We start from the raw sequence: 24,413 nt of genomic DNA, 5'->3' as shown, positions 1-24,413 counted from the left end.
GCTCGCATGGCCGAATGCGCCTGTCGCCAGAGATTGTGGGCGACGCAAACCCTGTGGGAGCGGGCTTGCTCGCGAAGGCGTCCTGGCAGGCGACAAATATCTCGTCTGTGACGGCCTCTTCGCGAGCAAGCCCGCTCCCACAGGTTTTTCATCAGCCTCTTGGGTGGTGTTTGGCGTGCAGATCTTGCAACCGCGCGCGGGCCACATGGGTGTAGATTTGCGTAGTGGAAAGGTCGCTGTGACCCAGCAACATTTGCACCACCCGCAGGTCGGCGCCGTGGTTAAGCAGGTGCGTGGCGAATGCATGACGCAAAGTGTGCGGCGACAGCGATTTGCCGATCCCGGCGACCTTGGCCCAATGCTTGATCCGGTGCCAGAAGGTCTGGCGGGTCATCTGCTCGCCGCGCTGGCTGGGGAACAGCACATCGCTGGGGCGCCCGCCGAGCAGCTCGCTACGGCCATCACGCATATAGCGCTCGACCCAGACAATCGCCTCTTCGCCCATCGGCACCAGCCGCTCCTTGCTGCCCTTGCCCATCACCCGCAACACGCCCTGACGCAGGTTGACCTGCTCCAGCGTCAGACTGACCAGTTCGGTCACCCGCAGACCACAGGCATACAACACCTCAAGCATGGCGCGGTCACGCTGGCCGATGGCTTCGCTCAGATCCGGCGCCTTGAGCAGCGCCTCGACGTCGGCTTCCGACAGCGACTTGGGCAAAGGCCGACCGAGTTGCGGCATGTCGACGCGCAAGGTCGGATCGACCGTAATCAGCTTTTCCCGCAGCAGATAGCGATAAAAGCCACGCACACCGGAAAGAAATCTGGCGGTGGAACGCGGTTTGTAGTTCTGCTCCAGACGCCAGGACAGGTGATCGAGGATCAACTCGCGACCGGCATTGATCAGCTCGAGGTTTTTCTCCTGCAGCCAGCCATTGAACAGCGCCAGATCGCTGCGGTAAGCGCCGCGGGTGTTGTCGGACAGGCCTTTTTCCAGCCACAGGGCGTCGAGGAATTGGTCAATCAGCGGATGGTCGATGGCAGGCATGGGCGCTCAAGACACACAACCTCCGAGGCTGTGCGCAAATGTAGAGTGAACTGTAGGAATGGCCGCTAGTCTTTCATAGCCCGCTAATTCAAGGAACAGGGAGCATCAATGAACGAGCAGCAAATTCTCTTGGCATTTGGCGGGATCGGCGCCGCTGCGCTGGGTTGCCAGTGGCTGGCATGGCGCCTGAAGCTGCCGGCGATTCTGTTTCTGTTGCTGACCGGGATTCTCGCCGGGCCGGTGCTGGGCTGGCTCGACCCGCAGGAAATGTTCGGCCCGCTGCTGATGCCGCTGGTGTCGCTGGCGGTAGCGTTGATCCTGTTTGAGGGCAGTCTGACCCTGCACCTGTCGGAATGGCGCGAGATCGGCAGTGTCGTGCATCGGCTGGTGACAGTTGGCGCGCTCACGACCTGGGTGGTGATTGCCGTCGCCACCCATTTTTTGCTCGGCTTCGACTGGCTGCTGGCGATCCTGTTCGGCAGCCTGACGCTGGTGACCGGGCCGACGGTGATCGTGCCGATGCTGCGGGTGGTGCGGCCGAAAGCATCGATCGCCAACATCCTGCGCTGGGAAGGCATCGTCATTGACCCGATCGGCGCCCTGCTCGCGGTGGTGGTCTACAGCTTCATCATTGCCCGCTCCGAAGGAAACGGCCTCGAACAGAGCCTGCTGACCTTTGGCGGCGTGATTGTCTGCGGTAGCGTATTCGGGGTAGTCGGCGGCTGGGTGCTCGGCACCATCATCCGTCGCCAATGGCTGCCGGAATACCTGCACAACCTCGCCTCGCTGGCAGCCGTGCTGGGGATTTTTATTGCGTCGAATCAGGTGATGCACGAGTCCGGCCTGCTGGCGGTGACGCTGATGGGCATGTGGCTGGCGAACATGAAGGGCGTGGATGTGCGGCACATCCTGCACTTCAAGGAAAACCTCAGCGTGCTGCTGATTTCCGGACTGTTCATCCTGCTCGCGGCGCGCCTGGATCTGCATGCCTTGATCGGCCTCGGGCCGTTGGTGCTGATTCTGTTGCTGGTGATTCAACTGATCGCGCGCCCGCTGAACGTGCTGTTGAGCACTGCCGGCTCCAGCCTGAGCTGGCGTGAACGCGCCCTGCTGTGCTGGATCGCCCCGCGCGGGATCGTGGCGGCGGCAGTGTCGGCGATTTTCGCGATTCGTCTGGATCAAGCCGGGCACGAAGGTGCGCTGCTGCTGGTGCCGCTGACTTTCGCGGTGATCATCGGCACCGTGGTGCTGCAAAGTGCAACCGCTCGACCATTGGCACGTTTGCTTAACGTCGCCGAACCGGCGCCGAGCGGCTTCCTGATCGTCGGGGCCAACGGCCCGGCGCGTCTGTTGGGCAAATCGTTGCAGCAACTGGGCAGCCGCGTGCTGTTGACCGATTCGAGCTGGGAGAATATTCGTGCGGCGCGCATGGAGGGGTTGCCGACGTACTTTGGCAACCCGGCATCGCAGCATGCCGATGCGCATCTGGATCTGGTGGGGCTGGGGCATCTGCTGGCGCTATCGCCGTCGGGCGAACTGAACACCCTGGCGGCGATGCGCTTTCGACACGACTTTGGTCATCAGCGTTTATTCGGTCTGGCCAGCGGTCAGGAAAGTCGTCGCAGTGACAAGCATCGGGCGAGTCTGGAACATCGCGGCAATCAGCTGGGGAGCGAGGCGCTGACCTACGCCAAGCTGGCCAGCCTGATCAGCAACGGCGCCGAGCTGTACAGCACGACGCTGACGGACGGTTTCGGTTGGGAGGATTACCAGGCATTGCATGGCAATCGGGCGACGCTGCTGTTCATGCGCGATGACAGTGGCTGGGTGCATGTGGTGACGCCGGAGACTGCTTTGAAACCGGGATCCGGGTGGACGTTGTTGGCGTTGATTCAGCCGGAGGCCAGCGGCGCCTGAGCTGACGCTTCGCGAGCAAGCCCGCTCCCACAATGTCCGTGTCGTACATAAACGTTGTAGACGACACAAAACCTGTGGGAGCGGGCTTGCTCGCGAAGGCCGCGACTCGGTTCCGGATCAGGCAGGAAACCCAGGCAGCACCGGCACCGGCCGCTTGTCATCATCAATAGCGACAAAGCTGAACTGCCCATGAATCGCCTTCTCGCGGCCATCGCAACTCATGCTCTCGACAAACACTTCCACCTCGACCTTGAGGCTGGTGTTGCCGACTTTGATCACCCGTCCCACCAGTTCGACGATGGAGCCGGCCGGGATCGCGTGGTTGAAGTCGATGCGGTCGGTTGAAACAGTCACCAGCGGCAGGCGGCAGAAGCGGGTGGCGGTGATGAACGACACTTCGTCCATCCATGCCAGCGCGGTGCCGCCGAACAGGGTGTTGTGGTGGTTGGTGGTCGGCGGGAAGACGGCTTTGGTCACGCGGGTTACCGAGAGTTCGGTACGGCGCTGGATTTCCTGGTCGCGGGTGGTCATGGTTCTGGCCTGAAACAAAAATGCTGTGGATAAATTACAGGCAACAAAAAAGCAGCCCGTAGGCTGCTTTTTTCTGCATCGGAAGCTGGACTTAAGCCAGTTTTTCCTTGATGCGAGCTGCTTTACCCGACAGGTCGCGCAGGTAGTACAGCTTGGCTTTACGTACGTCACCGCGACGTTTAACAGCCATGCTGTCGATCTGCGGGGAGTAGGTCTGGAAAGTACGTTCTACGCCAACACCGTTGGAGATTTTACGAACGGTGAACGCACTGTTCACGCCGCGGTTACGCTTGGCGATGACAACGCCTTCGAACGCTTGCAGACGGGAACGATCGCCTTCCTTCACTTTCACCTGAACGACAATGGTGTCGCCTGGGGCAAAGGTAGGGATTTCTTTGGTCATCTGCTCTGCTTCGAGTGCAAGGATGATTTTGTTGGTCATGCTGTGCTCCTAAGGTAAATCAACTGATCTACCATCGATACGTTGTTAACTATCGTCCCGCTCGCGGATGTATTCCTCGAGCAGCTTCTTCTCTTCTCCAGAAAGCGAGCGGCTTTCCAGAAGATCGGCGCGTCGTTCATAGGTCCTACCAAGGGACTGCTGTAAACGCCAACGCCGGATATGCGCGTGATTGCCACTCAGCAACACGTCGGGAACACGCTGATCCGCATACACCTCAGGTCGGGTGTAGTGCGGGCAATCCAGCAGACCATCCGTAAAGGAATCTTCCTCAGCGGAATCCGCATGCCCTAAAGCTCCGGGCAGCAGTCGTGTAACCGCATCGATCATGACCATGGCCGGCAGCTCGCCGCCAGACAGTACATAGTCACCAATCGACCACTCTTCATCGACATGAGCCTCAATAAAGCGCTCGTCAATGCCTTCATAGCGGCCGGCAATCAGGATCAATGCATCCGATTTTGCCAACTCGCGTACCGCCGACTGAGTCAGTTGACGGCCTTGGGGGGACAGGTAAATCACCTTCGCCGCCTCCCCGGCTGCTGCCTTGGCCTGAACCAGAGCATCTTCCAGGGGCTTGATCTTCATCACCATGCCCGGACCACCGCCAAACGGGCGATCGTCCACAGTGTGATGCCGATCCGTCGTGTAATCCCGCGGATTCCAACAGGTCAGCTGCAAGAGCCCCTGTTTGACCGCACGACTGGTAATGCCGTACTCACTGATGGCCGAGAACATCTCGGGGAACAGCGTAATGACGTCTACGCGCAGGCTGGCCATTGCTTAGAAGTCCGCGTCCCATTCCACCCGCATCACGCCTGCTTCCAGGTCGATTGCCAGCACGCATTGCTCCGTATAGGGCAACAACCGCTCGCGATCATCCAGGCTGCCTGCGCAGGGCTTGACCACCAATACATCGTTCGCGCCGGTCTCCAACAGGTGATCAACCTTGCCGAACAATTGCTCGTCCTGGTTGATGACGCTCAGACCCTGCAACTGGTACCAGTAGTACTCGTCGCCTGTCAGGTTGGGCAAAAGGCTTCGTGAGATGCAAATCTCGTAACCGCTCAGAAGACGGGCTTCATCGCGATCGTCGAGGCCTTTGAGCTTGGCAACCAGATCCTTTTGAGTGGATCGGCCGCTGACCAGCTCGACCTGTTTCACCACGCCTTCGCGCCGAAGCGTCCAGTTGCGGTAGTCCAACAGGTTTTCAATCGGATCGGTAAAGGAAAAGACCTTCACCTCGCCGCGAACGCCGTGAACCGAAAAAATCTTGCCGACAACGATCAGGTCATCAGCTTTTTCTGGCGTCGCGCTCATACTGCTCAGGCTGCAGCCTTGGCAGATTCCTTCAGCAACTGAGCAACACGCTCAGATGGCTGTGCACCAACGCTCAGCCAGTAGGCTACGCGCTCTTGGTTCACGGACAGACGGATTTCCTGACCACGGGCAACAGGGTTGAAGAAGCCAACCTGTTCTTTGTGGGAGCCGTCACGCGGGTTACGCGAGTCGGTTACGGTCAGGTGGTAAAACGGGCGCTTTTTGGAGCCGCCAAGGGCAAGACGGATTGTTAGCATGTGAACATCGTTCCTGTAGTCGGTGCTGCAAATCTAAATGCACAGCGGGCATGGGTGCCCGAAAGGCCGCATATTCTAAGGAATATCCGGACTTTTGCAAATGACTTTTTCCGGCGCCTATGGCATGCCGTGCGGATTTGCATATAGAGCCGTCGATGAAAACGGCCAGTCAGCTCCCGCCGAGTGCGGGTTTGCTGTTGATCCTGCGTCCTTGCAGGGTCTGCGCCGGTGCGACGACCGGCGAAGTCATGGTGTCCTGAATCACATTTTCGGCATGCCGCCGCCGGGCAACATACCGCCCATGCCGCGCATCATTTTCGCCATTCCGCCTTTGGCGGTGAATTTCTTCATCATCTTCTGCATCTGCTTGTGCTGCTTGATCAAGCGACCGATGTCCTGCACCTGAGTGCCGGAACCCATGGCGATCCGGCGTTTGCGCGAACCACTGATCAATTCAGGGTCGCGGCGCTCGGCCGGGGTCATGGAGTTGATGATGGCTTCCATCTGCTTGAACTGCTTCTCTGCCGCGTTCTGGGCATTGCCCATTTGCGACAGATTGACGCCGCCGATGCTCGGCAGCTTGTCCATGAGGCCGCCGAGGCCGCCCATGTTCTTCATCTGTTGCAGCTGATCGCGGAAGTCTTCGAGGTCGAAGCCCTTGCCCTTCTTCAGCTTCTTGGCCAGTTTGTCGGCCTTGTCCTTGTCGAGGGTCGCTTCAGCCTGTTCGATCAGGCTGAGCACATCGCCCATGCCGAGGATCCGCGAAGCGATACGCTCAGGGTGGAACGGATCGAGCGCTTCGCTCTTCTCGCCCATACCGATGAACTTGATCGGCTTGCCGGTGATCGCGCGCACCGACAGCGCGGCACCGCCACGGGCATCGCCGTCGACCTTGGTCAGGATCACACCGGTCAGCGGCAGCGCATCACCGAAGGCCTTGGCCGTGTTGGCGGCGTCCTGACCGGTCATTGCGTCGACCACGAACAGGGTTTCCACCGGGTTGATCGCGGCGTGCAGCGCCTTGATCTCGCCCATCATCTCTTCGTCGATGTGCAGACGACCGGCGGTGTCGACGATGACCACGTCGATGAATTTCAGTTTTGCTTCATTAATAGCCGCGTTGGCGATGTCGACCGGCTTCTGGCTCAGATCGGACGGGAAGAACGTCACGCCGATGTCGTTGGCCAGGGTTTCCAGCTGTTTGATCGCAGCCGGACGGTAGATGTCCGCCGACACGACCATCACCGACTTCTTCTTGCGCTCTTTAAGGAAGCGCGCGAGTTTGCCGGCGGTGGTGGTTTTACCGGCACCCTGCAGACCGGCCATCAGAATGACGGCGGGCGGCACGGCGCTCAGGTTCAAGTCTTCGTTGGCCGCGCCCATCAGGCTTTCGAGTTCGGCCTGGACGATCTTCACGAAGGCCTGGCCCGGCGTCAGGCTGCGCGACACCTCGGTGCCGACAGCGCGCTCCTTGACCGAATTGACGAAGTCCTTGACCACCGGCAGGGCGACGTCGGCTTCGAGCAACGCCATGCGCACTTCGCGCAGGGTGTCTTTGATATTGTCTTCAGTCAGCTTGGCCTTGCCGGTGACATGGCGCAGCGTCTGCGAGAGACGGTCGGTTAAGTTTTCAAACATTGCGCGATCCTTTCAGGCCCTGTGTAGACCGGGATAATGGCGGCCCAGACCGGATTCAACATGTGCTCGGCGAGCCTGCGGCGTGGGCAGGTCGCGGATTATAGCGAAGACTGCGTCGGGCGGACACCTCGCACTTTCGTGGTGTGGCGGTTCTATGCCAAACTCAGCGCCTTTCGGGCCTGCCTAACAGGATTTATGCTCCCCTTGTCACCCAGTTTGCTGACTACCATCGCCGCCGCGCTTCTTTATGCCGCTGCGACCCTTTATCAGGGCACCCGCCTGGCCTCCGGCGCCAAGGCGAACAAGCGCCTGCTGGTTACGCTCGGCATCCTCGCCGTGCTCGCCCACAGCGCCAGCCTGCTCACTCACCTGCTGACGCCGATCGGCCTGGGCCTGGACTTCTTCAGCGCCGCCAGCCTGATCGCCGCGGCTGTCATCGCCCTGACGCTACTGGCCTGCTCGCGGATCCCGGTTGAAAACCTGCTGGTGCTGCTGTTCCCGCTCGGCGCGGCGACGGTGTTGCTGGCGCAGTTCGCCCCGGCCGGCACGGTACAAATCATCGACGAAGAACCGGGCATCCTCGCCCACATCCTGCTGTCGATCCTCGCCTACGGCATGTTCACCATCGCGGTGTTCCAGGCCTTGCTGCTGCTGGTGCAGGATCACCAGCTCAAGCACAAGCACCCGTCGGGCCTGATCAAGAATTTCCCGCCACTGCAAACCATGGAAAGCCTGCTGTTCGGTTTCCTCTGGGCCGGCTGGACGCTGCTGTCGCTGTCGCTGATCTCCGGCTGGCTGTTCGTCGAGAACCTGTTCGCCCAGCATCTGGTGCACAAGACCCTGCTGGCGTGCCTGGCCTGGATCGTGTTCAGCGTGCTGCTGTGGGGCCGCAATCGCCTCGGCTGGCGTGGCCACAAGGCGATTCGCTGGACTCTCGCCGGTTTCTGCCTGCTGATGTTGGCGTATTTCGGCAGCAAGCTGGTTCGTGAATACATCCTGCACATCTGACGGGCGGCATAAATGGACGGTTTGCCCATAGGGCCGATGCTCGCGGTATTTGTCCTGCTGATTTTATGGTCGGGGCTGTTTACCGCCGTCGAAATCGCGCAGCAGCACTTGCTCGCGCAACGCACCGCCTCGCGCGCCAGCGATAAACCGCTGGCGAAGCTGAGCTTCCCGCTCGACAGTCTGATCCTGTGCAACACCCTGTGCCGCGCCCTCGCGGTAATCATTGCCACGTTGCTGGCGATCTTCCTTTGCGAGGAGAACGGCCCGTGGGCCGCCTGCCTCGTCGCCGGCGCCGTATTGCTGGTGTTTGCCGATTACTTTCCGCGCACCGTGGCCCAGCGCTACCCGGATGCGGTGCTGTCGTTCGGTAATACCCTGCTGGCGGTTCCGCTGAAGATTCTTTACCCGCTGGCGTGGCTGCTGAGCCGCATCAGCGGTTTGCTGCTGCGCCCCTTCGCGCGCAAACCCCAAGTGGTGCAGCAAAGCGAAGACGAAGAACCTGCCGACCCGAACGAAGACCCGGAACACCCGTCTCGCACACACCCGGTGTCAGGGATTCACGCGCTGGACAACATCACGGTCAATGACATTCTGGTGCCCCGCAGCGACGTCGACGGCATCAACCTCGACGATTCGATCGAGGAGATCATCGAACAACTGCGCCAGAACAAACGCACGCGCCTGCCGGTGTTTCACAGCGACATCAACCAGGTCGAAGCGGTGCTCAATACCCGGCAGATCCGCCATCTGCTCAACGATGGCCAGCTGACCCGCGAAGCGCTGCTGGCCGCCAGCTACGAACCGTACTTCGTTCCGGAAAGCACGCCGCTGCAACTGCAACTGCTGAACTTCCACAAGCAGCAGCGCCGCTTGGGCATGGTGGTGGACGAGTACGGCGAAGTGCTGGGCATCGTCACTCTGGAAGACATTCTCGAAGAAATCGTCGGCGAATTCGAAAGCGAGCACAGCCTCGACAACCCGCACATCCATCCGCAGCCCGACGGGCGCATGGTGATCGATGGTACCGCGTCGATCCGCGAGTTGAACAAATGCCTCGGCTGGCATTTGCCGAGCGACGGGCCAAAAACCCTCAACGGTCTGGTGACCGAAGCGCTGGAGACCATTCCGGACAGCGCGGTGTGTCTGAAGATCGGGCGCTATCGGCTGGAGATTCTCGAGACCGAGGACAACCGGGTGAGCAAGGTGCTGATCTGGCATACGAGCGCTGTGCCTGCCAAGGTTTAGGCGCTTTTGTGGCGAGGGAGCTTGCGTCCGCTCGGGCGCGCAGCGGCCGTAAATGTGTTGGGGTCGCTTCGCAACCCAGCGGGAGCAAGCTCCCTCGCCACAGGAAGATCAATCGACGTCAATCCGCTGCGATCTTTTGCTCTTGTTTGATCGTTAGCCCCCTTCCTATAATCGAGGTGCTCACCCAAGCGCCACCGAACCTCGTGCTTACCCCGCACAAGACAGGTTTCGGCAATTTCCGCATCACCCCGACGACTGTTCCTACTCGAAACAGCGCTCGCGTCTCATCCCACATCCCTGGGTGTTCAACCATAATAATTCGCTCCAATGGAGCCATGACTGTCAGGGATCACCGCATGACGACCAGTACCGCTTACAGCGCCACCGCGCCTGCCCAGCCGACCAACTCCGCCACTCGCGTGGCGACAGCGAGTTTCATCGGCACCGCCATCGAGTTCTACGACTTCTACGTTTATGCCACGGCCGCCGCGCTGGTTATCGGTCCGGTGTTCTTTCCGCAGACGTCCGGCACCGCGCAGATGCTTTCGGCGTTTCTCACCTTCGGCATCGCCTTCCTCGCCCGCCCGCTGGGTTCGGCACTGTTCGGCCATTTCGGTGACCGCATCGGGCGCAAGTCGACACTGGTCGCCTCGCTCTTGCTGATGGGCGTGTGCACCACGCTGATCGGCGTGCTGCCGGGTTACGCCAGCATTGGCGCCTGGGCACCGATTCTGTTGTGTGTGCTGCGTTTCGGTCAGGGTTTGGGATTGGGTGGCGAATGGGGTGGCGCGGCGTTGCTGGCCACGGAGAATGCGCCCAAGGGCAAACGGGCGTGGTTCGGCATGTTCCCGCAGCTTGGCCCGTCAATCGGCTTTCTTGCAGCCAATGGCCTGTTCCTGACCCTGGCCATGACACTCGATGACGAGCAGTTTCGCAGTTGGGGCTGGCGGATTCCGTTTCTGCTCAGCGCGGCACTGGTGATGGTCGGCCTGTATGTGCGCCTCAAGCTCCATGAAACCCCGGTGTTCGCCAACGCCATTGCTCGTCAGGAACGGGTGAAAGTGCCGCTGGTCGAGTTGTTCAGCCAATACTGGGCGCCAACACTGCTTGGCGCAGCGGCCATGGTGGTGTGCTATGCGCTGTTTTACATCTCGACGGTGTTTTCTCTGAGCTACGGCGTGTCCACCCTCGGCTACAGCCGTGAGACGTTTCTTGGACTGCTGTGTTTTGCCGTGCTGTTCATGGCCGCCGCAACGCCGTTGTCCGCCTGGGCGAGTGACCGTTACGGGCGCAAACCGGTGCTGATCGTTGGCGGCGTGCTGGCGATTCTGTCCGGGTTTCTGATGGAGCCGTTGCTGACGCAAGGTTCGACCTGGGGCGTGGCGCTGTTCCTGTGCATCGAGCTTTTCCTGATGGGCGTGACGTTTGCCCCGATGGGCGCGCTGCTGCCGGAACTGTTTCCGACCCACGTGCGCTATACCGGCGCATCGGCCGCTTACAACCTCGGCGGGATCGTCGGCGCCTCGGCGGCTCCGTTCTTCGCGCAGAAACTGGTGGCAATGGGTGGTTTGAGTTATGTCGGCGGGTATGTGTCGGCGGCAGCGGTGCTCAGCCTGATTGCTGTGCTGTGCCTGAAGGAAACGCGCAATAACGATCTGAATCAGGTTGCCTGACGGAAGATCAAAAGCTTCGCGAGCAGGCTCGCTCCCACAGTGTCCGTGCAGTACACAAAATTTGTGAACACCGCCGAACCTGTGGGAGCGGGCTTGCTCGCGAATGCCGCGCCTCGGTTTACAGCTCTACAACAACAGCCTGAGCAGCACGGGTCGCCTTGGCACGCGCAGCTTCGATCGACTCATCCCGCGCCAACGCCACGCCCATCCGGCGCTGACCATTGACTTCAGGCTTACCGAACAGACGCAACGCCGTATCCGGCTCGCTCAGCGCTGCGCCCAGGTTGGCGAACGCGGTCTGGGTCGACTGCCCTTCCACCAGAATCACCGCCGAAGCCGATGGGCCGAACTGACGGATCAGCGGCACCGGCAGACCGAGAATGGCGCGCGCGTGCAGGGCGAACTGCGACAGATCCTGAGAAATCAGGGTCACCAGACCGGTGTCATGCGGGCGCGGCGAAACTTCGCTGAACCACACCTGATCGCCCTTGATGAACAGCTCGACGCCGAACAGACCGCGACCGCCCAAGGCCTCGGTCACGGCTTTGGCCACGCGCTCGGACTCAGCCAGAGCAATCGGGCTCATGGCTTGCGGCTGCCAGGATTCCTGATAGTCGCCCTTCTCCTGACGGTGACCGACCGGTGCGCAGAACGTGGTGCCGCCGATGTGGCGCACGGTCAGCAGAGTGATTTCGTAGTCGAAATCGATGAAGCCTTCGATGATCACCCGACCTTTGCCGGCGCGACCGCCCTCTTGCGCGTAATCCCAGGCTTTCTGCACGTCATCGGCGCTGCGCAGCAGGCTCTGGCCTTTGCCCGACGAGCTCATGACTGGCTTGACCACGCACGGGAAGCCCAAGTCCTGAACGGCTTTGCTGTAGTCCTCGAAGGTGTCGGCAAAATGGTACGGCGAGGTTGGCAGGTCCAGCTCTTCAGCGGCCAGGCGGCGGATGCCTTCGCGGTTCATGGTCAATTGCGCGGCGCGGGCGGTCGGAATCACGGTGAAGCCTTCGGCTTCCAGCTCGACCAGCGTGGCGGTGGCGATGGCTTCGATTTCCGGCACGATGAAGTGCGGCTTCTCGGCTTCGATGACTGCACGCAGCGCGGCGCCGTCGAGCATGTTGATCACGTGGCTGCGGTGCGCCACCTGCATCGCCGGCGCGTTGGCGTAACGGTCGACGGCAATCACTTCAACGCCCAGGCGTTGCAGCTCGATCACCACTTCCTTGCCCAACTCACCACAGCCACACAGCAATACGCGGGTCGCGGTCGGCGACAATGGAGTTCCGATACGGGTCATCTCAGGTCCTCAAAGAAGCGGATCATCGAGGAAAGCAACGCCAGACGCGCTTTCCATGGGGAGAAAGCGCGGCATTTTACATGAACCGCAGGGTTTGGCTCAGCTGGCGACAGCCTGTTTGCGCTCGCGCCAGGCCATGATCAGCCAAACGGCAGTGACGCCGGCAAACTTCGAGACCAGTGCGGTGATGATCACCGGTGGCGTCATCAGGTCGATCATGCCGAAAAAGATGAAGGTATCGAGCGGAATGCTCAGCGCCGAGCTGATCCACAGGCGGTCGCGCAGCGGCCGTTTGGTGACGCTGAACACCAGCCAGTCGATGATTTCCGACACCGCGAACGCCGTGGCGCTGGCCAAGGCGATGGATGGATCAGAAGTGACGTAAGACAGCACCAGCGCCGCCAGCATCGCCACGAGCGCACCGTGGCCGAAACGGGTTTGCACCATGTCGCGCAACACGAACACCAACCCGCCCCAGGCCGACCAGATGATGTCCAGGTGTGGCGCGGTGGAGAAAGCGAAGTTGATCAGCACGACGCTGCTGATGTAGGCGATGAGGAAAATCATGGGGGCGACCTGTCAAATTGGCGCACAGGTTACTTCAGGCTTGGAGTCGGGCCAATAAGAAGTGGCGACTGTTCTGGCCTCTTCGCGAGCAAGCCCGCTCCCAGAGGGGAATGCATTTCAAATGTGGGAGCGGGCTTGCTCGCGAAGGCGGGCTGTCAGGCGCCTGATTTTCCGGGAATCATCCACACCAACCCGCTCGCCTTCGCCCGCTCATGACACAACCCCAGCACCACCCGCCGCTCGTCATTGGTCATGCGTCCCCAGCGCGTGATCTCCGCGACCGTGCGCTGGCAACCGGTACAAATATCGTCTTCATCCAGTGCGCAGATATTCACACACGGCGAGGCAACCGGTCTTTCGGGAGTACTCATTCTTCCTGCTCGACCAGATCACGCGCATAGCGCTGGGAATTGTGCACGTAGTGCGCGGCGCTGGCCTCAAGCATTTTCTTCTGCGCCTCGGTCAGCTCACGCACGACCTTGCCCGGCGAGCCCATCACCAGCGAGCCATCGGGAATTTCCTTGCCTTCGCCGATCAGCGAATTGGCGCCGATGATGCAGTTCTTGCCGATTTTCGCGCCGTTGAGGATTACCGCGTTGATGCCAATCAGGCTGTAATCGCCGACGGTGCAACCATGCAGCATGGCGTTGTGACCGATGGTCACGCCGGTGCCGATGGTCAGCGGATAGCCCATGTCGGTGTGCATCACCGTGCCGTCCTGGACGTTGCTGTTCTTGCCGATCAGGATCAGTTCGTTGTCGCCGCGCAATACGGCGTTGAACCAGACGTTGGCGCCCTCTTCCAGTCTGACCTTGCCCACCAGCACGGCATTGGGCGCGACCCAGCTCTGTGGATGGGTGTCGACGCGGGCGTCGCCCAGGCGGTATTTCATCTTGTTTTCCTCAGGGCTCACGATGACGGGCCATTCGAGCGATGGCTTCAGGTGTTGATATAGCTTTTGGGCGGATGATGCAGGCTGATCTGTTCGTCATAGAGCAGATTGATCAGTTCGACGATCATGATAGCGGTCAAACCCCAGATCTTGAATTCGCCGTAGCGATAACTCGGCACATACCAACTACGGCCCTGGTAATCGATACGGTGCGTGTGTTCGCGCGGGTCTTTGCGGAAGAACTCCAGCGGCACATTGAATACCGCTGCGATCTCGGCATCGTTGGCCTGGTATTCGACGAAGTCCGGGATCACCCCGACATACGGCGTGACCTTGATGCCGTGCAGGGAGATCAGCGGGCTGAGCGGGCCGATCACCTCGACCAGCCCCGGTGGCAGGCCGATTTCTTCCTCGGCTTCGCGCAGAGCGGTGAAGATCAGGTCGGGGTCTTCCGGGTCACGGCGTCCGCCGGGGAAGGCCACCTCGCCGCCATGGGTCGAGAGGCCGCTGGCGCGCAGGGTCAGCACCAGCTCGGGTTCGTCACTGCGGGTGATCGGCACCAGAACAGCGGCCTCGGGGAAACGTTTATCGGTCTCCAGCGTGCGCGGTGTGTGGTTGCTTACCCTATGCAGTAGCTCGTCCAGCATGAGTGTTCTCGATCTGTGCCTTACCCTGCATCATGCACCAATCATTGCAGCCGCCCAAGCCCCTCGCCGGGCCATGTCGCGAAACGACAACTTGCCGACCGGCACCGCTGCACGCCAAGATAGGCGCAGCATTCAGGAACCCCAGCATGAAATTTTGCAGCCAGTGCGGCAACCCGGTGACCCAGCGCATTCCCGAAGGCGATTCGCGGCTGCGATTTGTCTGTGACAGCTGTCAGACCATTCACTATCAAAACCCCAATATCGTCGCCGGTTGCGTCGCGACCTGGGGCAGTAAAGTGCTGCTCTGCCGCCGCGCCATCGAGCCACGCCTCGGTTACTGGACGCTGCCCGCCGGTTTCATGGAAAACGGCGAAACCATCGAGCAAGCCGCGATCCGCGAAACCGCCGAGGAAGCCTGCGCCCGAGTGCGTAATCTGAGCATCTACACGCTGATCGACGTGCCGCACATCAGCCAGGTACACGTGTTCTTCCGTGCCGAACTGGCCGATCTGGACTTTGCTGCCGGGCCCGAAAGCCTCGAAGTACAACTATTCGACGAAGCCGACATCCCGTGGGACGAGCTGGCTTTCCGCACCGTGGGGCGTACCTTAGAATGCTTCTTCGCTGATCGCCGCGCCGAAAGCTACCCGGTTCGCTCCGAATCGATTCCGCCGTTGACGCAGCCTGCCATCACCTAAAAGCTTCTATAAATAAAATATCTGCGTCACTCCCTGGGGAATCGTTTCAATGCGCTGGTTGCTTGCCCTGTTTTGCCTGTCGTTCGTCACCGTGTCCCAAGCGTCATTCGTGACCACCGTGACGCCGTCGAATACCCCGATGATCGAAAAAATCCTGGTGCTCAAATCGGCTCATCAACTGCAATTGATCGCCGACGGCAAGCCGATCAAGACCTATCGAATCTCCTTGGGCAAGGGCGCGAAAAAAGGCCCGAAACTGATTGAAGGCGACAAACGCACGCCCGAAGGTTTCTACTGGATCGACTGGCGCAAGGTCAGTGAAAAATTCAACCTGGCGATGCACATCTCCTACCCGAACATCAGCGATTCGGCCCGTGCCCGCCGCGAAGGCGTCGAGCCTGGCGGCATGATCATGATCCACGGCACCCCGGATTCGGAAGAAACCCCGGAAGACCTGTTCCACACCCTGGACTGGACCGACGGCTGCATCGCCATGCGCAACATGGACATGCGTGAAGTCTGGGGTCTGGTGCCGGACGGCACGATGATCGAGATCCGTCCTTAGCCCGCGACCACTGGTCACCTGAAAAAAATAAATCAAAAGATCGCAGCCTTCGGCAGCGCCTACAGGGTTGATACCACTTCCCACTGTAGGAGCTGCCGCAGGCTGCGATCTTTTGCTTTTTACAGCCCACCCCTAATACCACTTCAATCCACAACCCCCGAAACCCGCCATTTCGTTGGGCTAAACGCCATTTCCCCGCGTTGACATGGTATTCAAGTGGTATTAATTTCCGCCCCACAAGCGAGCAACAACAATCCTATACTCGCGTCGGAAATGACCTACATGAACGACCTCCAGGCCCTACGCCCAGATGACTCCCAGCCGACGCCGCTGTACCTGCAGCTGGCGCGCAATCTGGAATCGGCGATCCATTCCGGGCAGTGGAAGGCCGAGCAGGCGATGCCGTCCGAGCGCAACCTCAGCGAGCAACTGGGTATCTCCCGGGTCACCGCACGCAAAGCGCTGGAAGTGCTGCTCGATCAAGGTCTGATCCGCCGCCTGCAAGGTTCCGGCACGTTCATCACACCCCGTCTGGAACAACCGCTGTCACGCCTCTCGGGCTTCAGCGAAATGCTTCGCCTCAAGGGCTTTGTCCCCAGCTCGCAGTGGCTGGAACGCGAAATCACCCTGCCGACTCACGAAGAACTGATCCGCCTGAGCCTGTCGCCGAACGACAAGGTCGCGCGCATGAAACGCCTGCGCAAGGCCGACGACACGGTGATGGCCATCGAGATGAGCACCCTGCCCGCCAAGATCATGCCCAAGCCGCAATTGGTCGGCGATTCACTCTACGAGTACCTCGACGGCATCGGCAAACCGATCGTCCGCGCCCTGCAGCACATCCAGGCAATCAACGCCTCGGACGAGTTCGCCGCGCTGGTCGGCATCGCCCCCGGCACCGCCATGCTGCTGATGACCCGGGTCGGCTATCTGGAAGACAACACGCCGATCGAAGTCACCGACACTTATTGCCGCAACGACTACTACGACTTTGTTGCAGAGCTTCGCCGCTGATCAGCAGCCAGGCCAAACGAGAGAACCGAAATGTCCGAAGACAACATCCTCACCGCCAGCGGCTGGGTTCGCGGCCGGCTGATCCACGAACACGGCAAAGTCGTGTCGATCGAAGGCGTGCCCTGCGATCCGGCCGACAATGATCTGCCCTACCTGCTGCCGGGTTTCATCGACCTGCACGTCCACGGCGGTGGCGGCAAAGACATCATGGAAGGTGCCAGTGCCTTCGAGACCATCACCCGCACCCACGTGCGCTTCGGCACCACTTCGCTGCTGGCCACCACCATGACCGCGCCGAGTGCTGAGATCTCCAGCGTGCTGAAAGAAGTCGGCGAGTTCTGCGAACAGCGTCCGCAAGGCGCCGCCCGGGTACTCGGTGTGCATCTCGAAGGCCCGTACATCAACCCCGGCAAACTCGGCGCGCAACCGAATTTCGCCCACACCGCGTTGATGGCCGAGGTCGAGCAATACCTCGCGCTGGCGCCGATCCGGGTGATCACCATCGCCCCGGAAATCGCCGGTCACGACGGATTGATTCGTGAACTGAGCAGCCGGGGCATCCGCATGCAGATCGGCCATACCCTCGGCAGCTACGAGGAAGGCGTCGCCGCTCTGGAGGCTGGCGCGACCAGTTTCACCCATTTGTACAACGCCATGAGCCCGCTGCATCACCGCGAACCGGGGATCGTCGGCGCCGCGCTGGCCCACGCCAAATTCGCCGAACTGATCCCGGACTTGCTGCACGTGCATCCCGGTGCGATCCGCGTGGCCCTGCGTTCGATCCCGTGCCTGTACTGCGTCACCGATTCGACCGCCGCCGCCGGCATGCCCGACGGTGAATACAAGCTCGGCAGCCACACCGTGACCAAATGCCTGGGCGGCGTGCGCCTGCCCGACGGCACGCTGGCCGGCAGCACCCTGACCATGGATCAGGCCCTGCGCAATCTGGTGAAGATCGGATTGCCGATCGCCGAGGCCTCGCAACGTCTTTCGCAATTCCCCGCCGACTACCTCGGCATCACTGAACGCGGGCGCCTGCAACCGGGGGCCTGGGCCGACTGCGTGCGGCTGGATCGCTCACTCACACTGACCGCCGTCATGGTCGAAGGAGAAGACATTGACTTCAAAAATGCTTGAAGAGGCGCTGTCCTCGTTCGAGGCCGTGCAAGCCCAATTGCAACAGCTCGACCCGCAGATGATCGAAATCGCCGGGCGCCTGCGCCGTCAGCCGCCGCAAGTGGCGATGACCGTTGCGCGCGGCAGCTCCGACCACGCGGCGAGCTACTTCGCCTACCTGACCATGCAGCAACTGGGCGTACCGGTGGCGTCGTTGCCGATGTCGGTGGTGACCATGCAGCAGGCGCCGCTGAAGGTCAGCGGTCAGGTGGCGTTCGCGTTCTCGCAATCGGGTCAGAGCCCGGATCTGGTCAACAGTCTGCGTCTGCTGCGCAAGCGCGGCGCACTGAGCGTATCGATGGTCAATGCCGCCGATTCGCCATTGGAAGCGGCGTGTGAATTCAGCCTGCCGTTGCTCGCCGGTATCGAAAGCAGCGTCGCCGCGACCAAGAGTTTCATCGCCACCCTCAGCGCCAGCGCCCGCCTGATCGCGCACTGGAAAGAAGACAGCGAACTGCTGGAAGCGCACAACGCCCTGCCCGAAGGACTGCGCGACGCGGCGCAACAGGACTGGAGCACCGCGATCGACGCCTTGCGCGACTGTGAACGGCTGATGGTCATTGGCCGTGGTGCCGGTTTTGCCATCGCCCAAGAGGCCGCGCTGAAATTCAAGGAAACCTCGGCCATTCAGGCCGAAGCGTTCAGCAGTGCCGAAGTCCGTCACGGCCCGATGGCGCTGATCGACGAACACTACCCGCTGCTGGTGTTCGCTCCACGCGGTGCCGAACAGGCCGGTCTGATCAGTCTTGCGGCAGAGATGCGTCAACGCGGCGCTCGCGTGCTGCTGGCCGCGCCGGACGACATCCTCGAACGCGACCTGACCCTGAGCCGCGCCGAACACCCGGCCCTCGATCCGATTCTGGCGATCCAGAGTTTCTACGTGATGGCCGCAGGTCTCGCCGTGGCCCGCGGCATGGACCCGGATCAGCCGCGCCACCTGAGCAAAGTGACCCGTACGCACTAAGTCCGAATGACTGCACACCTGATGAGACCGAGCCATGCACAACAACAATAAAGAGCTGACCCTCAGCGCCCCGCTCAGCGGCCCGGTGCTCACGCTCGCCAAAGTCCCGGACGCGGTGTTCGCCAGCGGCGCGATGGGTGACGGCATCGCCATCGACCCGCTGAATGACACCCTGTATTCGCCCTGCGCCGGGGAGATCATCCACGTCGCCCGCACCGGCCACGCGCTGACCGTGCGTGCCGATAACGGCGCGGAAATCCTCCTACATCTGGGCCTGGACACCGTTGAACTGAACGGCGAAGGCTTCTCGATGCTGGTCAAGCAAGGCACGCGGGTCAGCAACGGCCAGCCGTTGTTGCGCTATGACCTGGACAAGGTCGGCCAGCAGTGCAAAAGCCTGGTCAGCCTGTTGATCCTGACCAACAGCCAGGATTTCCAGGTGCGCCCGATCACGCTCAAAGCGGTGAAGGTCGGCGAGCCGCTGCTGCACATCATTGCACGCAACAGCTCTGCGGCGACTGCCGAAGCGGTTGGCGGGCCAGAGGTTCAGGGTCAGGTGCTGGTGGCGCATCGCGGCGGCTTGCATGCGCGCCCCGCCGCGCTGATTCGCCAGACCGCACAAGGTTTCAAGAGCCAGTCGCAGCTGCACTTCGCCGGTAAATCGGCGCCGTGCAACAGCCTGATCGGCCTGATGGGACTGGCCATTGGCGAGCAGGATGAAGTGCACGTCAGTTGTCAGGGGCCGGACGCCGAAGCCGCGCTGCAAGCCTTGCTCAATGCGTTGGCGACTGCCCTGCTCGACGATCATCACGCCGCTGCACCGGTCAGCGCCGCACCGCGCAAGCGCCCGGCCGAAGCTGGCGTACTGCAGGGTGTGTGCGCCGCGCCGGGACTGGTCGGCGGGCCGCTGTTTCGCCTGAACGCGATCAGCCTGCCGGCAGATGCGGGCAATCATGCTCCGCTTGAGCAACTGCAGAAACTTGAAGCCGCGCTGAATCAGGTTCGCGGCGAAATCAACGCCACGCTCACCCAAGCAAAAAAGCACAAGAACATCGATGAAGAAGCGATCTTCGCCGCGCACCTGGCCCTGCTCGAAGACCCGGCCCTGCTCGACACCGCGCAGCATTCCATCGACCAAGGCACGGCGGCGACCCACGCCTGGAGCCAGTCGATCGACGTGCAGTGCGAAGTACTGCAACACACCGGCAGCGCGCTGCTGGCCGAACGCGCCAACGATCTGCGCGACCTCAAGCAACGTGTCCTGCGCGCCCTGCTCGGCGAAGCCTGGCATTACGACGTGCCGGCCGGCTCCATTGTCGCTGCGCATGAACTGACGCCGTCGGATCTGCTGCAACTCAGCGCGCAAGGTGTCGCCGGGTTGTGCATGGCCGAGGGTGGCGCGACCTCGCACGTGGCGATTCTGGCGCGCGGCAAAGGCCTGCCGTGCCTGGTTGCACTGGGCGCCGCTTTACTCGATCAAGCACAAGGTCAGTCGGTGGTGCTGGATGCCGATGGCGGTCGCCTCGAACTGGCGCCGAGCACCGAACGCCTGGCCGAAGTACAACAGGCGCAAATCGAGCGTCAGCAACGCCGCGATGCGCAACAGGCCAAGGCGCATCTGCCCGCTGAAACCCGCAATGGCGTGGCGATCGAAGTGGTCGCCAATGTCGCCTCCAGCCATGAAGCGGCAGACGCTTTTGCCAACGGTGCCGATGGCGTCGGCCTGCTGCGCACCGAGTTTCTGTTCGTCGACCGGCAGACCGCGCCGGACATCGAAGAGCAGCGTGCCGCCTATCAAGCCGTGCTCGATGCCATGGGCGAGCACTCGGTGATCATCCGCACCATCGACGTCGGTGGCGACAAGCAACTCGACTACCTGCCGCTGCCCGCTGAAGCCAACCCGGTCTTGGGTCTGCGCGGCATTCGTCTGGCTCAGGCCCGTCCGGAAATCCTCGATCAGCAACTGCGCGCACTGCTGCAAGTCAGCCCGCTGCGCCGTTGCCGGATCCTGTTGCCGATGGTCACCGAAGTCGACGAACTGCTGCACATCCGCCAACGGGTCGATGCGCTGTGCCTGGAGTTGGGCATTAATCAGCGCCCGGAAATCGGCGTGATGATCGAAGTCCCCGCCGCCGCGCTGCAAGCCGAACAACTGGCCGAGCACGCCGATTTCCTGTCGATCGGCACCAACGACCTGTCGCAATACACCTTGGCCATGGACCGCGACCACGCCGGCCTCGCCGCTCGCGTCGATGCCCTGCACCCGGCGCTACTGCGGCTGATCGCCATGACCTGCGCAGGTGCGGCGGTGCACAAGCGCTGGGTCGGCGTGTGCGGCGCCCTCGCCTCCGATCCGCTGGCGACACCGGTGTTGATCGGCCTGGGCGTGACCGAGTTGTCGGTGAGCCCGGTGCAGATCGGTGAAATCAAGGATCGCGTGCGCCAGTTGCACGAGGCCGAATGCCAACGCCTCAGCCGCGACCTGTTGAAACTCAACAGCGCCGCTGCGGTTCGTCACGCCTGCCATCAGCATTGGCCTCTGCACTAACAACAAGCTCTCTATAAAGAGCAGGGAGAACCACCATGTACCAACTCTTCATCGAAGGCCTGCAACGCCTCGGCCGTGCGCTGATGCTGCCGATCGCGATCCTGCCGATTGCCGGCCTGCTGCTGCGTCTGGGTGACACCGACCTGCTGAACATCGCGATCATCCACGATGCCGGGCAAGTGATCTTCGCCAACCTGGCAATGATCTTCGCCATCGGCATCGCCGTCGGATTCGCCAAGGACAACAACGGCACCGCAGGCCTCGCCGGGGTGATCGGTTACCTGGTGATGATCTCCACGCTCAAGGTGCTCGACCCGAGCATCAACATGGGCATGCTCGCCGGGATCGTCAGCGGCCTGATGGCCGGCGCGCTGTACAACCGCTTCAAAGACATCAAGCTGCCGGAGTACCTGGCATTCTTCGGCGGCCGGCGCTTCGTGCCGATCGTCACCGGGTTCGCAGCCGTCGCGCTGGGCGTGGTGTTCGGCTACATCTGGCCGCCGATCCAGCACGGCATCAACAGCTTCGGCGCCTTGATGATGGAAAGCGGCAGCATCGGTGCGTTCGTCTTCGGCGTGTTCAACCGCCTGCTGATCGTCACCGGCCTGCACCACATCCTCAACAACATGGCGTGGTTCGTGTTCGGCAACTTCACCGACCCGACCACCGGAGCGTTAGTAACCGGCGACCTGTCACGCTACTTCGCCGGCGATCCAAAGGGCGGCCAGTTCATGACCGGCATGTTCCCGATGATGATCTTCGGCCTGCCCGCCGCGTGCCTGGCAATGTACCGCAACGCGTTGCCGGAGCGCCGTAAGGTCATGGGCGGGATCTTCCTGTCGATGGCGCTGACCTCGTTTTTGACCGGGGTAACCGAGCCCATCGAATTCGCCTTCATGTTTTTGGCGCCGTTGTTGTATCTGCTGCATGCGCTGCTGACCGGCCTGTCGATGGCGATCACCAATGCGCTGAACATCCATCTCGGTTTCACCTTCTCCGGCGGCTTCATCGACATGGTGCTCGGTTGGGGGCGCTCGACCAATGGCTGGCTGGTGATTCCGGTCGGGCTGGCGTACGCCGTGGTGTATTACGCGGTGTTTGATTTCTGTATCCGCCGCTTCAATCTGAAGACGCCGGGGCGTGAGGACGTGGCCGCCACCGAGAAGTCGGTGCTTACGGAAAACGAACGTGCCGCTGCGTACATCAAGGCCTTGGGCGGTGCCGAGAATCTGCTTACCGTGGGCGCCTGCACGACTCGTCTGCGTCTGGAAATGGTTGATCGCAACAAGGCTTCCGACGCTGACTTGAAAGCACTGGGTGCGATGGCCGTGGTACGCCCGGGCAAGGGCGGCAGCTTGCAGGTGGTGGTCGGGCCATTGGCCGACAGCATCGCCGACGAAATCCGCCTCGCCATGCCGGCGCTGGGGCGTGCGTTGGTGGCTGCGCCTGCGGTGGTGGTCGAGGAACCAAAAGCTGCAATGGTCGCTGCACCGGAAGCCCAACAATGGCTGACGGCGTTGGGCGGTAGCGACAATGTGCTGCAGCTGGACTGCATCGCACTGACCCGCATTCGCCTGCAACTGGCCGATGGTAAAGCGTTGTCCGAGGCTCAGTTGAAAGAGCTGGGTTGCCAGGGTGTCAGCCCGCTGGAGGGTGGGGTCTGGCATTTGTTGATTGGCGAGAAAGCGGCGAGTTTGAGTGGGGCGATTGAGGCGCTGGTTAATCGGAGTGAGGTCAGCGCCAAGGTTTAATCAACACAAAAAAACCGGCTCAGGCCGGTTTTTTTTATCGCTGGCACGTTCAGCTCAGGGTAAATGCTGTTCTGCCTGGTAATGGCGAGTCTGGAATGGCATCAGCGTTTGAACCTTCAATCCAAGGCTTTCTGCTAACCCCCAAGAGACGGCTAATTGATCCTTGCGATTTCGTAACGAAACCATCTTTGGAGGTGCAACATCCTGCTTCGGCGTCGAGTGCGCGAAAAGCTGCAACGCATGCAGCGTTTCCAGCACGCGACTATCAGACACACAAGAGAAGCGCGTAAACCGCTCCAACAGGTAAGCCGCGCGACGGCGTTCTATATCGTCACTGTGATTTTTCAGAAACGCCTTAACCTCGCTTTCAACACTAGAATTCGAGTACCACACTTCTTTCGCGGCGTTCACCAGCGCGACGTCATCGGCCTGATTGAGAGGGCTCCTGACGAGAGTATCCAACGCGGATGAGAGGACGTGCGCGTCATTCACCTTCGTCATCTCCCTTCTCCAGATAGTCTTGCAATATGTTAGTCAGCACCGAAGTCGGCGCCTCTTTGTTGCCAACATATACATCAATGGCCTGCAATGCCAGACGCCGAAGCTCGCTGGTCAGTATGAATCCAAACCTGAGAAGGGCATTGATGTCGGCGATATCGTGATCGGTAGCCCTGCCCAGTTTTGTAATGGCTATGTCGACGGGTGCAGCAATATGTACACGGAGAGGGGACACCCGCGAAAACTCTGGCAGGGGAATACTTCGAGACCAATAATCTTCGTGGATCGGGCCAAAGCTAGTGTTGTATTGCAAGTCGTAGTTCAACTCCATCTTTCGCGCAGAACGCTCATCGACAAACGGCTCCGGCACCTCGGCAAGCAGCGTACGCAGGTCGAATCCTGCCGGAATACAAGCCTCATAGATTTCCGCGTCGACGTCCAACGATATGCGGTGATTGGTGTAGAGGTGAACCGCGCATCCTCCAAACACGATGATCTTGACCGCCCCCGGCGCAGCGTTCTCTTGAATCAGTTCCGTCTCGACTGACTTGAACATCGATACCAGCGCCCGCCCCAACGCGGTGTTCGTGTTGATACGGGGCGTAACGACGGGAAGCAATTCCATTTTAAACCTCAGAGTCATAGCGACGGCTCAGTGAAAGAGCAACATCCCGTTTTCGGTCTATTGCCAAGTTC

The 24,413-nt window shown here is 61.1% G+C and carries 25 protein-coding genes; 11 read left to right on the top strand and 14 right to left on the bottom strand.

Annotated elements, in window-relative coordinates; translation table 11 throughout:
* Nucleotides 1-151: 151 nt before the first annotated feature.
* A complete protein-coding gene (xerD, locus tag V3W27_RS07360; protein WP_007967784.1) occupies nucleotides 152-1,048 on the bottom strand; it encodes a site-specific tyrosine recombinase XerD in 897 nt (298 codons plus the stop codon).
* A gap of 108 nt (nucleotides 1,049-1,156) precedes the next feature.
* Here xerD and V3W27_RS07355 point away from each other — a divergent pair, with 108 nt between their 5' ends.
* The gene (locus tag V3W27_RS07355; RefSeq protein ID WP_330206310.1) at nucleotides 1,157-2,965 is read left to right on the top strand and encodes a cation:proton antiporter; all 1,809 of its coding nucleotides are present in this window, start codon (nucleotides 1,157-1,159) and stop codon (nucleotides 2,963-2,965) included.
* 117 nt (nucleotides 2,966-3,082) lie between these two features.
* Here V3W27_RS07355 and V3W27_RS07350 read toward each other — a convergent pair whose 3' ends face one another.
* The 6 genes from V3W27_RS07350 to ffh form a co-directional block, all read right to left on the bottom strand.
* Entirely contained in the window at nucleotides 3,083-3,496 is a 414-nt protein-coding gene (locus V3W27_RS07350) for an acyl-CoA thioesterase (RefSeq protein ID WP_108181783.1), read from the bottom strand.
* 91 nt (nucleotides 3,497-3,587) lie between these two features.
* Complete coding sequence (gene rplS / locus V3W27_RS07345; protein WP_003175895.1) at nucleotides 3,588-3,938, bottom strand: 50S ribosomal protein L19; 351 nt, start codon at nucleotides 3,936-3,938, stop codon at nucleotides 3,588-3,590.
* A 45-nt stretch (nucleotides 3,939-3,983) separates the two neighbouring features.
* On the bottom strand, nucleotides 3,984-4,736 hold the full coding sequence (gene trmD / locus V3W27_RS07340; RefSeq protein WP_003221981.1) for a tRNA (guanosine(37)-N1)-methyltransferase TrmD: 753 nt from the start codon (nucleotides 4,734-4,736) through the stop codon (nucleotides 3,984-3,986).
* 3 nt (nucleotides 4,737-4,739) lie between these two features.
* The gene (gene rimM / locus V3W27_RS07335; protein WP_047601381.1) at nucleotides 4,740-5,276 is read right to left on the bottom strand and encodes a ribosome maturation factor RimM; all 537 of its coding nucleotides are present in this window, start codon (nucleotides 5,274-5,276) and stop codon (nucleotides 4,740-4,742) included.
* 5 nt (nucleotides 5,277-5,281) lie between these two features.
* Complete coding sequence (gene rpsP / locus V3W27_RS07330) at nucleotides 5,282-5,533, bottom strand: 30S ribosomal protein S16 (protein ID WP_003185073.1); 252 nt, start codon at nucleotides 5,531-5,533, stop codon at nucleotides 5,282-5,284.
* Nucleotides 5,534-5,794: 261 nt separating this feature from the next.
* Nucleotides 5,795-7,171, bottom strand: coding sequence for a signal recognition particle protein (gene ffh / locus V3W27_RS07325; protein ID WP_330206309.1), 1,377 nt, complete (start codon nucleotides 7,169-7,171; stop codon nucleotides 5,795-5,797).
* A gap of 195 nt (nucleotides 7,172-7,366) precedes the next feature.
* Between ffh and V3W27_RS07320 the strand changes: the two genes are divergently transcribed.
* From V3W27_RS07320 to V3W27_RS07310, 3 genes are all read left to right on the top strand, one after another.
* Nucleotides 7,367-8,179 carry a cytochrome C assembly family protein gene (locus tag V3W27_RS07320; RefSeq protein ID WP_027610969.1) on the top strand — a complete coding sequence of 271 codons (813 nt, stop codon included), beginning with the start codon at nucleotides 7,367-7,369 and terminating at the stop codon, nucleotides 8,177-8,179.
* Between the two features lie 12 nt (nucleotides 8,180-8,191).
* Entirely contained in the window at nucleotides 8,192-9,424 is a 1,233-nt protein-coding gene (locus V3W27_RS07315) for an HlyC/CorC family transporter (protein WP_330206308.1), read from the top strand.
* Between the two features lie 356 nt (nucleotides 9,425-9,780).
* On the top strand, nucleotides 9,781-11,097 hold the full coding sequence (locus tag V3W27_RS07310; protein WP_098967376.1) for an MFS transporter: 1,317 nt from the start codon (nucleotides 9,781-9,783) through the stop codon (nucleotides 11,095-11,097).
* Nucleotides 11,098-11,215: 118 nt separating this feature from the next.
* Here the strand turns inward: V3W27_RS07310 and purT are convergent, their stop codons facing one another.
* From purT to V3W27_RS07285, 5 genes are all read right to left on the bottom strand, one after another.
* Nucleotides 11,216-12,397: a formate-dependent phosphoribosylglycinamide formyltransferase gene (gene purT, locus V3W27_RS07305; RefSeq protein ID WP_003221968.1), complete on the bottom strand. Its 1,182-nt coding sequence runs from the start codon at nucleotides 12,395-12,397 to the stop codon at nucleotides 11,216-11,218.
* Nucleotides 12,398-12,496: 99 nt separating this feature from the next.
* Nucleotides 12,497-12,964 (bottom strand): VUT family protein, encoded by a 468-nt coding sequence (locus tag V3W27_RS07300; protein WP_007967799.1) that lies wholly within the window; start codon nucleotides 12,962-12,964, stop codon nucleotides 12,497-12,499.
* Between the two features lie 155 nt (nucleotides 12,965-13,119).
* Nucleotides 13,120-13,335, bottom strand: a complete 216-nt coding sequence (locus V3W27_RS07295; RefSeq protein ID WP_095138285.1) for a DUF1289 domain-containing protein — start codon at nucleotides 13,333-13,335, stop codon at nucleotides 13,120-13,122.
* Complete coding sequence (locus V3W27_RS07290) at nucleotides 13,332-13,856, bottom strand: gamma carbonic anhydrase family protein (protein WP_330206307.1); 525 nt, start codon at nucleotides 13,854-13,856, stop codon at nucleotides 13,332-13,334. Before V3W27_RS07290 ends, V3W27_RS07295 begins: the two co-directional genes overlap by 4 nt.
* 47 nt (nucleotides 13,857-13,903) lie before the next feature.
* On the bottom strand, nucleotides 13,904-14,503 hold the full coding sequence (locus V3W27_RS07285) for a CoA pyrophosphatase (RefSeq protein ID WP_007967803.1): 600 nt from the start codon (nucleotides 14,501-14,503) through the stop codon (nucleotides 13,904-13,906).
* Nucleotides 14,504-14,649: 146 nt separating this feature from the next.
* Here V3W27_RS07285 and V3W27_RS07280 point away from each other — a divergent pair, with 146 nt between their 5' ends.
* From V3W27_RS07280 to nagE, 7 genes are all read left to right on the top strand, one after another.
* Nucleotides 14,650-15,201 carry an NUDIX hydrolase gene (locus V3W27_RS07280; protein ID WP_027610966.1) on the top strand — a complete coding sequence of 184 codons (552 nt, stop codon included), beginning with the start codon at nucleotides 14,650-14,652 and terminating at the stop codon, nucleotides 15,199-15,201.
* Between the two features lie 49 nt (nucleotides 15,202-15,250).
* Complete coding sequence (locus V3W27_RS07275; protein WP_027610965.1) at nucleotides 15,251-15,766, top strand: L,D-transpeptidase family protein; 516 nt, start codon at nucleotides 15,251-15,253, stop codon at nucleotides 15,764-15,766.
* Between the two features lie 282 nt (nucleotides 15,767-16,048).
* On the top strand, nucleotides 16,049-16,780 hold the full coding sequence (locus V3W27_RS07270) for a GntR family transcriptional regulator (RefSeq protein ID WP_442962646.1): 732 nt from the start codon (nucleotides 16,049-16,051) through the stop codon (nucleotides 16,778-16,780).
* Between the two features lie 30 nt (nucleotides 16,781-16,810).
* On the top strand, nucleotides 16,811-17,917 hold the full coding sequence (gene nagA, locus V3W27_RS07265; RefSeq protein WP_330206305.1) for an N-acetylglucosamine-6-phosphate deacetylase: 1,107 nt from the start codon (nucleotides 16,811-16,813) through the stop codon (nucleotides 17,915-17,917).
* Complete coding sequence (locus V3W27_RS07260; protein WP_330206304.1) at nucleotides 17,898-18,920, top strand: SIS domain-containing protein; 1,023 nt, start codon at nucleotides 17,898-17,900, stop codon at nucleotides 18,918-18,920. Before nagA ends, V3W27_RS07260 begins: the two co-directional genes overlap by 20 nt.
* Nucleotides 18,921-18,954: 34 nt before the next feature.
* The gene (gene ptsP / locus V3W27_RS07255) at nucleotides 18,955-21,468 is read left to right on the top strand and encodes a phosphoenolpyruvate--protein phosphotransferase (RefSeq protein WP_330206303.1); all 2,514 of its coding nucleotides are present in this window, start codon (nucleotides 18,955-18,957) and stop codon (nucleotides 21,466-21,468) included.
* Nucleotides 21,469-21,503: 35 nt separating this feature from the next.
* Nucleotides 21,504-23,219, top strand: a complete 1,716-nt coding sequence (nagE, locus tag V3W27_RS07250; protein ID WP_330206302.1) for an N-acetylglucosamine-specific PTS transporter subunit IIBC — start codon at nucleotides 21,504-21,506, stop codon at nucleotides 23,217-23,219.
* A 54-nt stretch (nucleotides 23,220-23,273) separates the two neighbouring features.
* Here nagE and V3W27_RS07245 read toward each other — a convergent pair whose 3' ends face one another.
* A complete protein-coding gene (locus V3W27_RS07245) occupies nucleotides 23,274-23,720 on the bottom strand; it encodes a hypothetical protein (RefSeq protein ID WP_007967820.1) in 447 nt (148 codons plus the stop codon).
* Complete coding sequence (locus V3W27_RS07240; protein WP_247267841.1) at nucleotides 23,704-24,342, bottom strand: DUF6036 family nucleotidyltransferase; 639 nt, start codon at nucleotides 24,340-24,342, stop codon at nucleotides 23,704-23,706. The genes V3W27_RS07245 and V3W27_RS07240 overlap by 17 nt, the downstream gene beginning before the upstream one ends.
* Nucleotides 24,343-24,413: the final 71 nt, after the last annotated feature.

The sequence above is a fragment of the Pseudomonas sp. AM14(2022) genome, from assembly GCF_036346455.1.
GTDB lineage: Bacteria > Pseudomonadota > Gammaproteobacteria > Pseudomonadales > Pseudomonadaceae > Aquipseudomonas > Aquipseudomonas putida_A.
This window is presented reverse-complemented; position numbering and strand designations above follow the sequence as displayed.

Bases quoted from the DNA above. Each gene is read 5' to 3' on its own strand.
- nagA (WP_330206305.1), top strand. From the start codon at position 16,811: ATGTCCGAAGACAACATCCTCACCGCCAGCGGCTGGGTTCGCGGCCGG.
- nagE (WP_330206302.1), top strand. From the start codon at position 21,504: ATGTACCAACTCTTCATCGAAGGCCTGCAACGCCTCGGCCGTGCGCTG.
- V3W27_RS07270 (WP_442962646.1), top strand. From the start codon at position 16,049: ATGAACGACCTCCAGGCCCTACGCCCAGATGACTCCCAGCCGACGCCG.
- V3W27_RS07290 (WP_330206307.1), bottom strand. From the start codon at position 13,856: ATGAAATACCGCCTGGGCGACGCCCGCGTCGACACCCATCCACAGAGC.
- V3W27_RS07275 (WP_027610965.1), top strand. From the start codon at position 15,251: ATGCGCTGGTTGCTTGCCCTGTTTTGCCTGTCGTTCGTCACCGTGTCC.
- V3W27_RS07245 (WP_007967820.1), bottom strand. From the start codon at position 23,720: ATGACGAAGGTGAATGACGCGCACGTCCTCTCATCCGCGTTGGATACT.
- rplS (WP_003175895.1), bottom strand. From the start codon at position 3,938: ATGACCAACAAAATCATCCTTGCACTCGAAGCAGAGCAGATGACCAAA.
- V3W27_RS07315 (WP_330206308.1), top strand. From the start codon at position 8,192: ATGGACGGTTTGCCCATAGGGCCGATGCTCGCGGTATTTGTCCTGCTG.
- V3W27_RS07355 (WP_330206310.1), top strand. From the start codon at position 1,157: ATGAACGAGCAGCAAATTCTCTTGGCATTTGGCGGGATCGGCGCCGCT.
- ptsP (WP_330206303.1), top strand. From the start codon at position 18,955: ATGCACAACAACAATAAAGAGCTGACCCTCAGCGCCCCGCTCAGCGGC.
- V3W27_RS07295 (WP_095138285.1), bottom strand. From the start codon at position 13,335: ATGAGTACTCCCGAAAGACCGGTTGCCTCGCCGTGTGTGAATATCTGC.
- rimM (WP_047601381.1), bottom strand. From the start codon at position 5,276: ATGAGCGCGACGCCAGAAAAAGCTGATGACCTGATCGTTGTCGGCAAG.
- purT (WP_003221968.1), bottom strand. From the start codon at position 12,397: ATGACCCGTATCGGAACTCCATTGTCGCCGACCGCGACCCGCGTATTG.
- trmD (WP_003221981.1), bottom strand. From the start codon at position 4,736: ATGGCCAGCCTGCGCGTAGACGTCATTACGCTGTTCCCCGAGATGTTC.
- V3W27_RS07240 (WP_247267841.1), bottom strand. From the start codon at position 24,342: ATGGAATTGCTTCCCGTCGTTACGCCCCGTATCAACACGAACACCGCG.
- rpsP (WP_003185073.1), bottom strand. From the start codon at position 5,533: ATGCTAACAATCCGTCTTGCCCTTGGCGGCTCCAAAAAGCGCCCGTTT.
- V3W27_RS07280 (WP_027610966.1), top strand. From the start codon at position 14,650: ATGAAATTTTGCAGCCAGTGCGGCAACCCGGTGACCCAGCGCATTCCC.
- V3W27_RS07350 (WP_108181783.1), bottom strand. From the start codon at position 3,496: ATGACCACCCGCGACCAGGAAATCCAGCGCCGTACCGAACTCTCGGTA.
- ffh (WP_330206309.1), bottom strand. From the start codon at position 7,171: ATGTTTGAAAACTTAACCGACCGTCTCTCGCAGACGCTGCGCCATGTC.
- V3W27_RS07310 (WP_098967376.1), top strand. From the start codon at position 9,781: ATGACGACCAGTACCGCTTACAGCGCCACCGCGCCTGCCCAGCCGACC.
- V3W27_RS07320 (WP_027610969.1), top strand. From the start codon at position 7,367: ATGCTCCCCTTGTCACCCAGTTTGCTGACTACCATCGCCGCCGCGCTT.
- xerD (WP_007967784.1), bottom strand. From the start codon at position 1,048: ATGCCTGCCATCGACCATCCGCTGATTGACCAATTCCTCGACGCCCTG.
- V3W27_RS07300 (WP_007967799.1), bottom strand. From the start codon at position 12,964: ATGATTTTCCTCATCGCCTACATCAGCAGCGTCGTGCTGATCAACTTC.
- V3W27_RS07285 (WP_007967803.1), bottom strand. From the start codon at position 14,503: ATGCTGGACGAGCTACTGCATAGGGTAAGCAACCACACACCGCGCACG.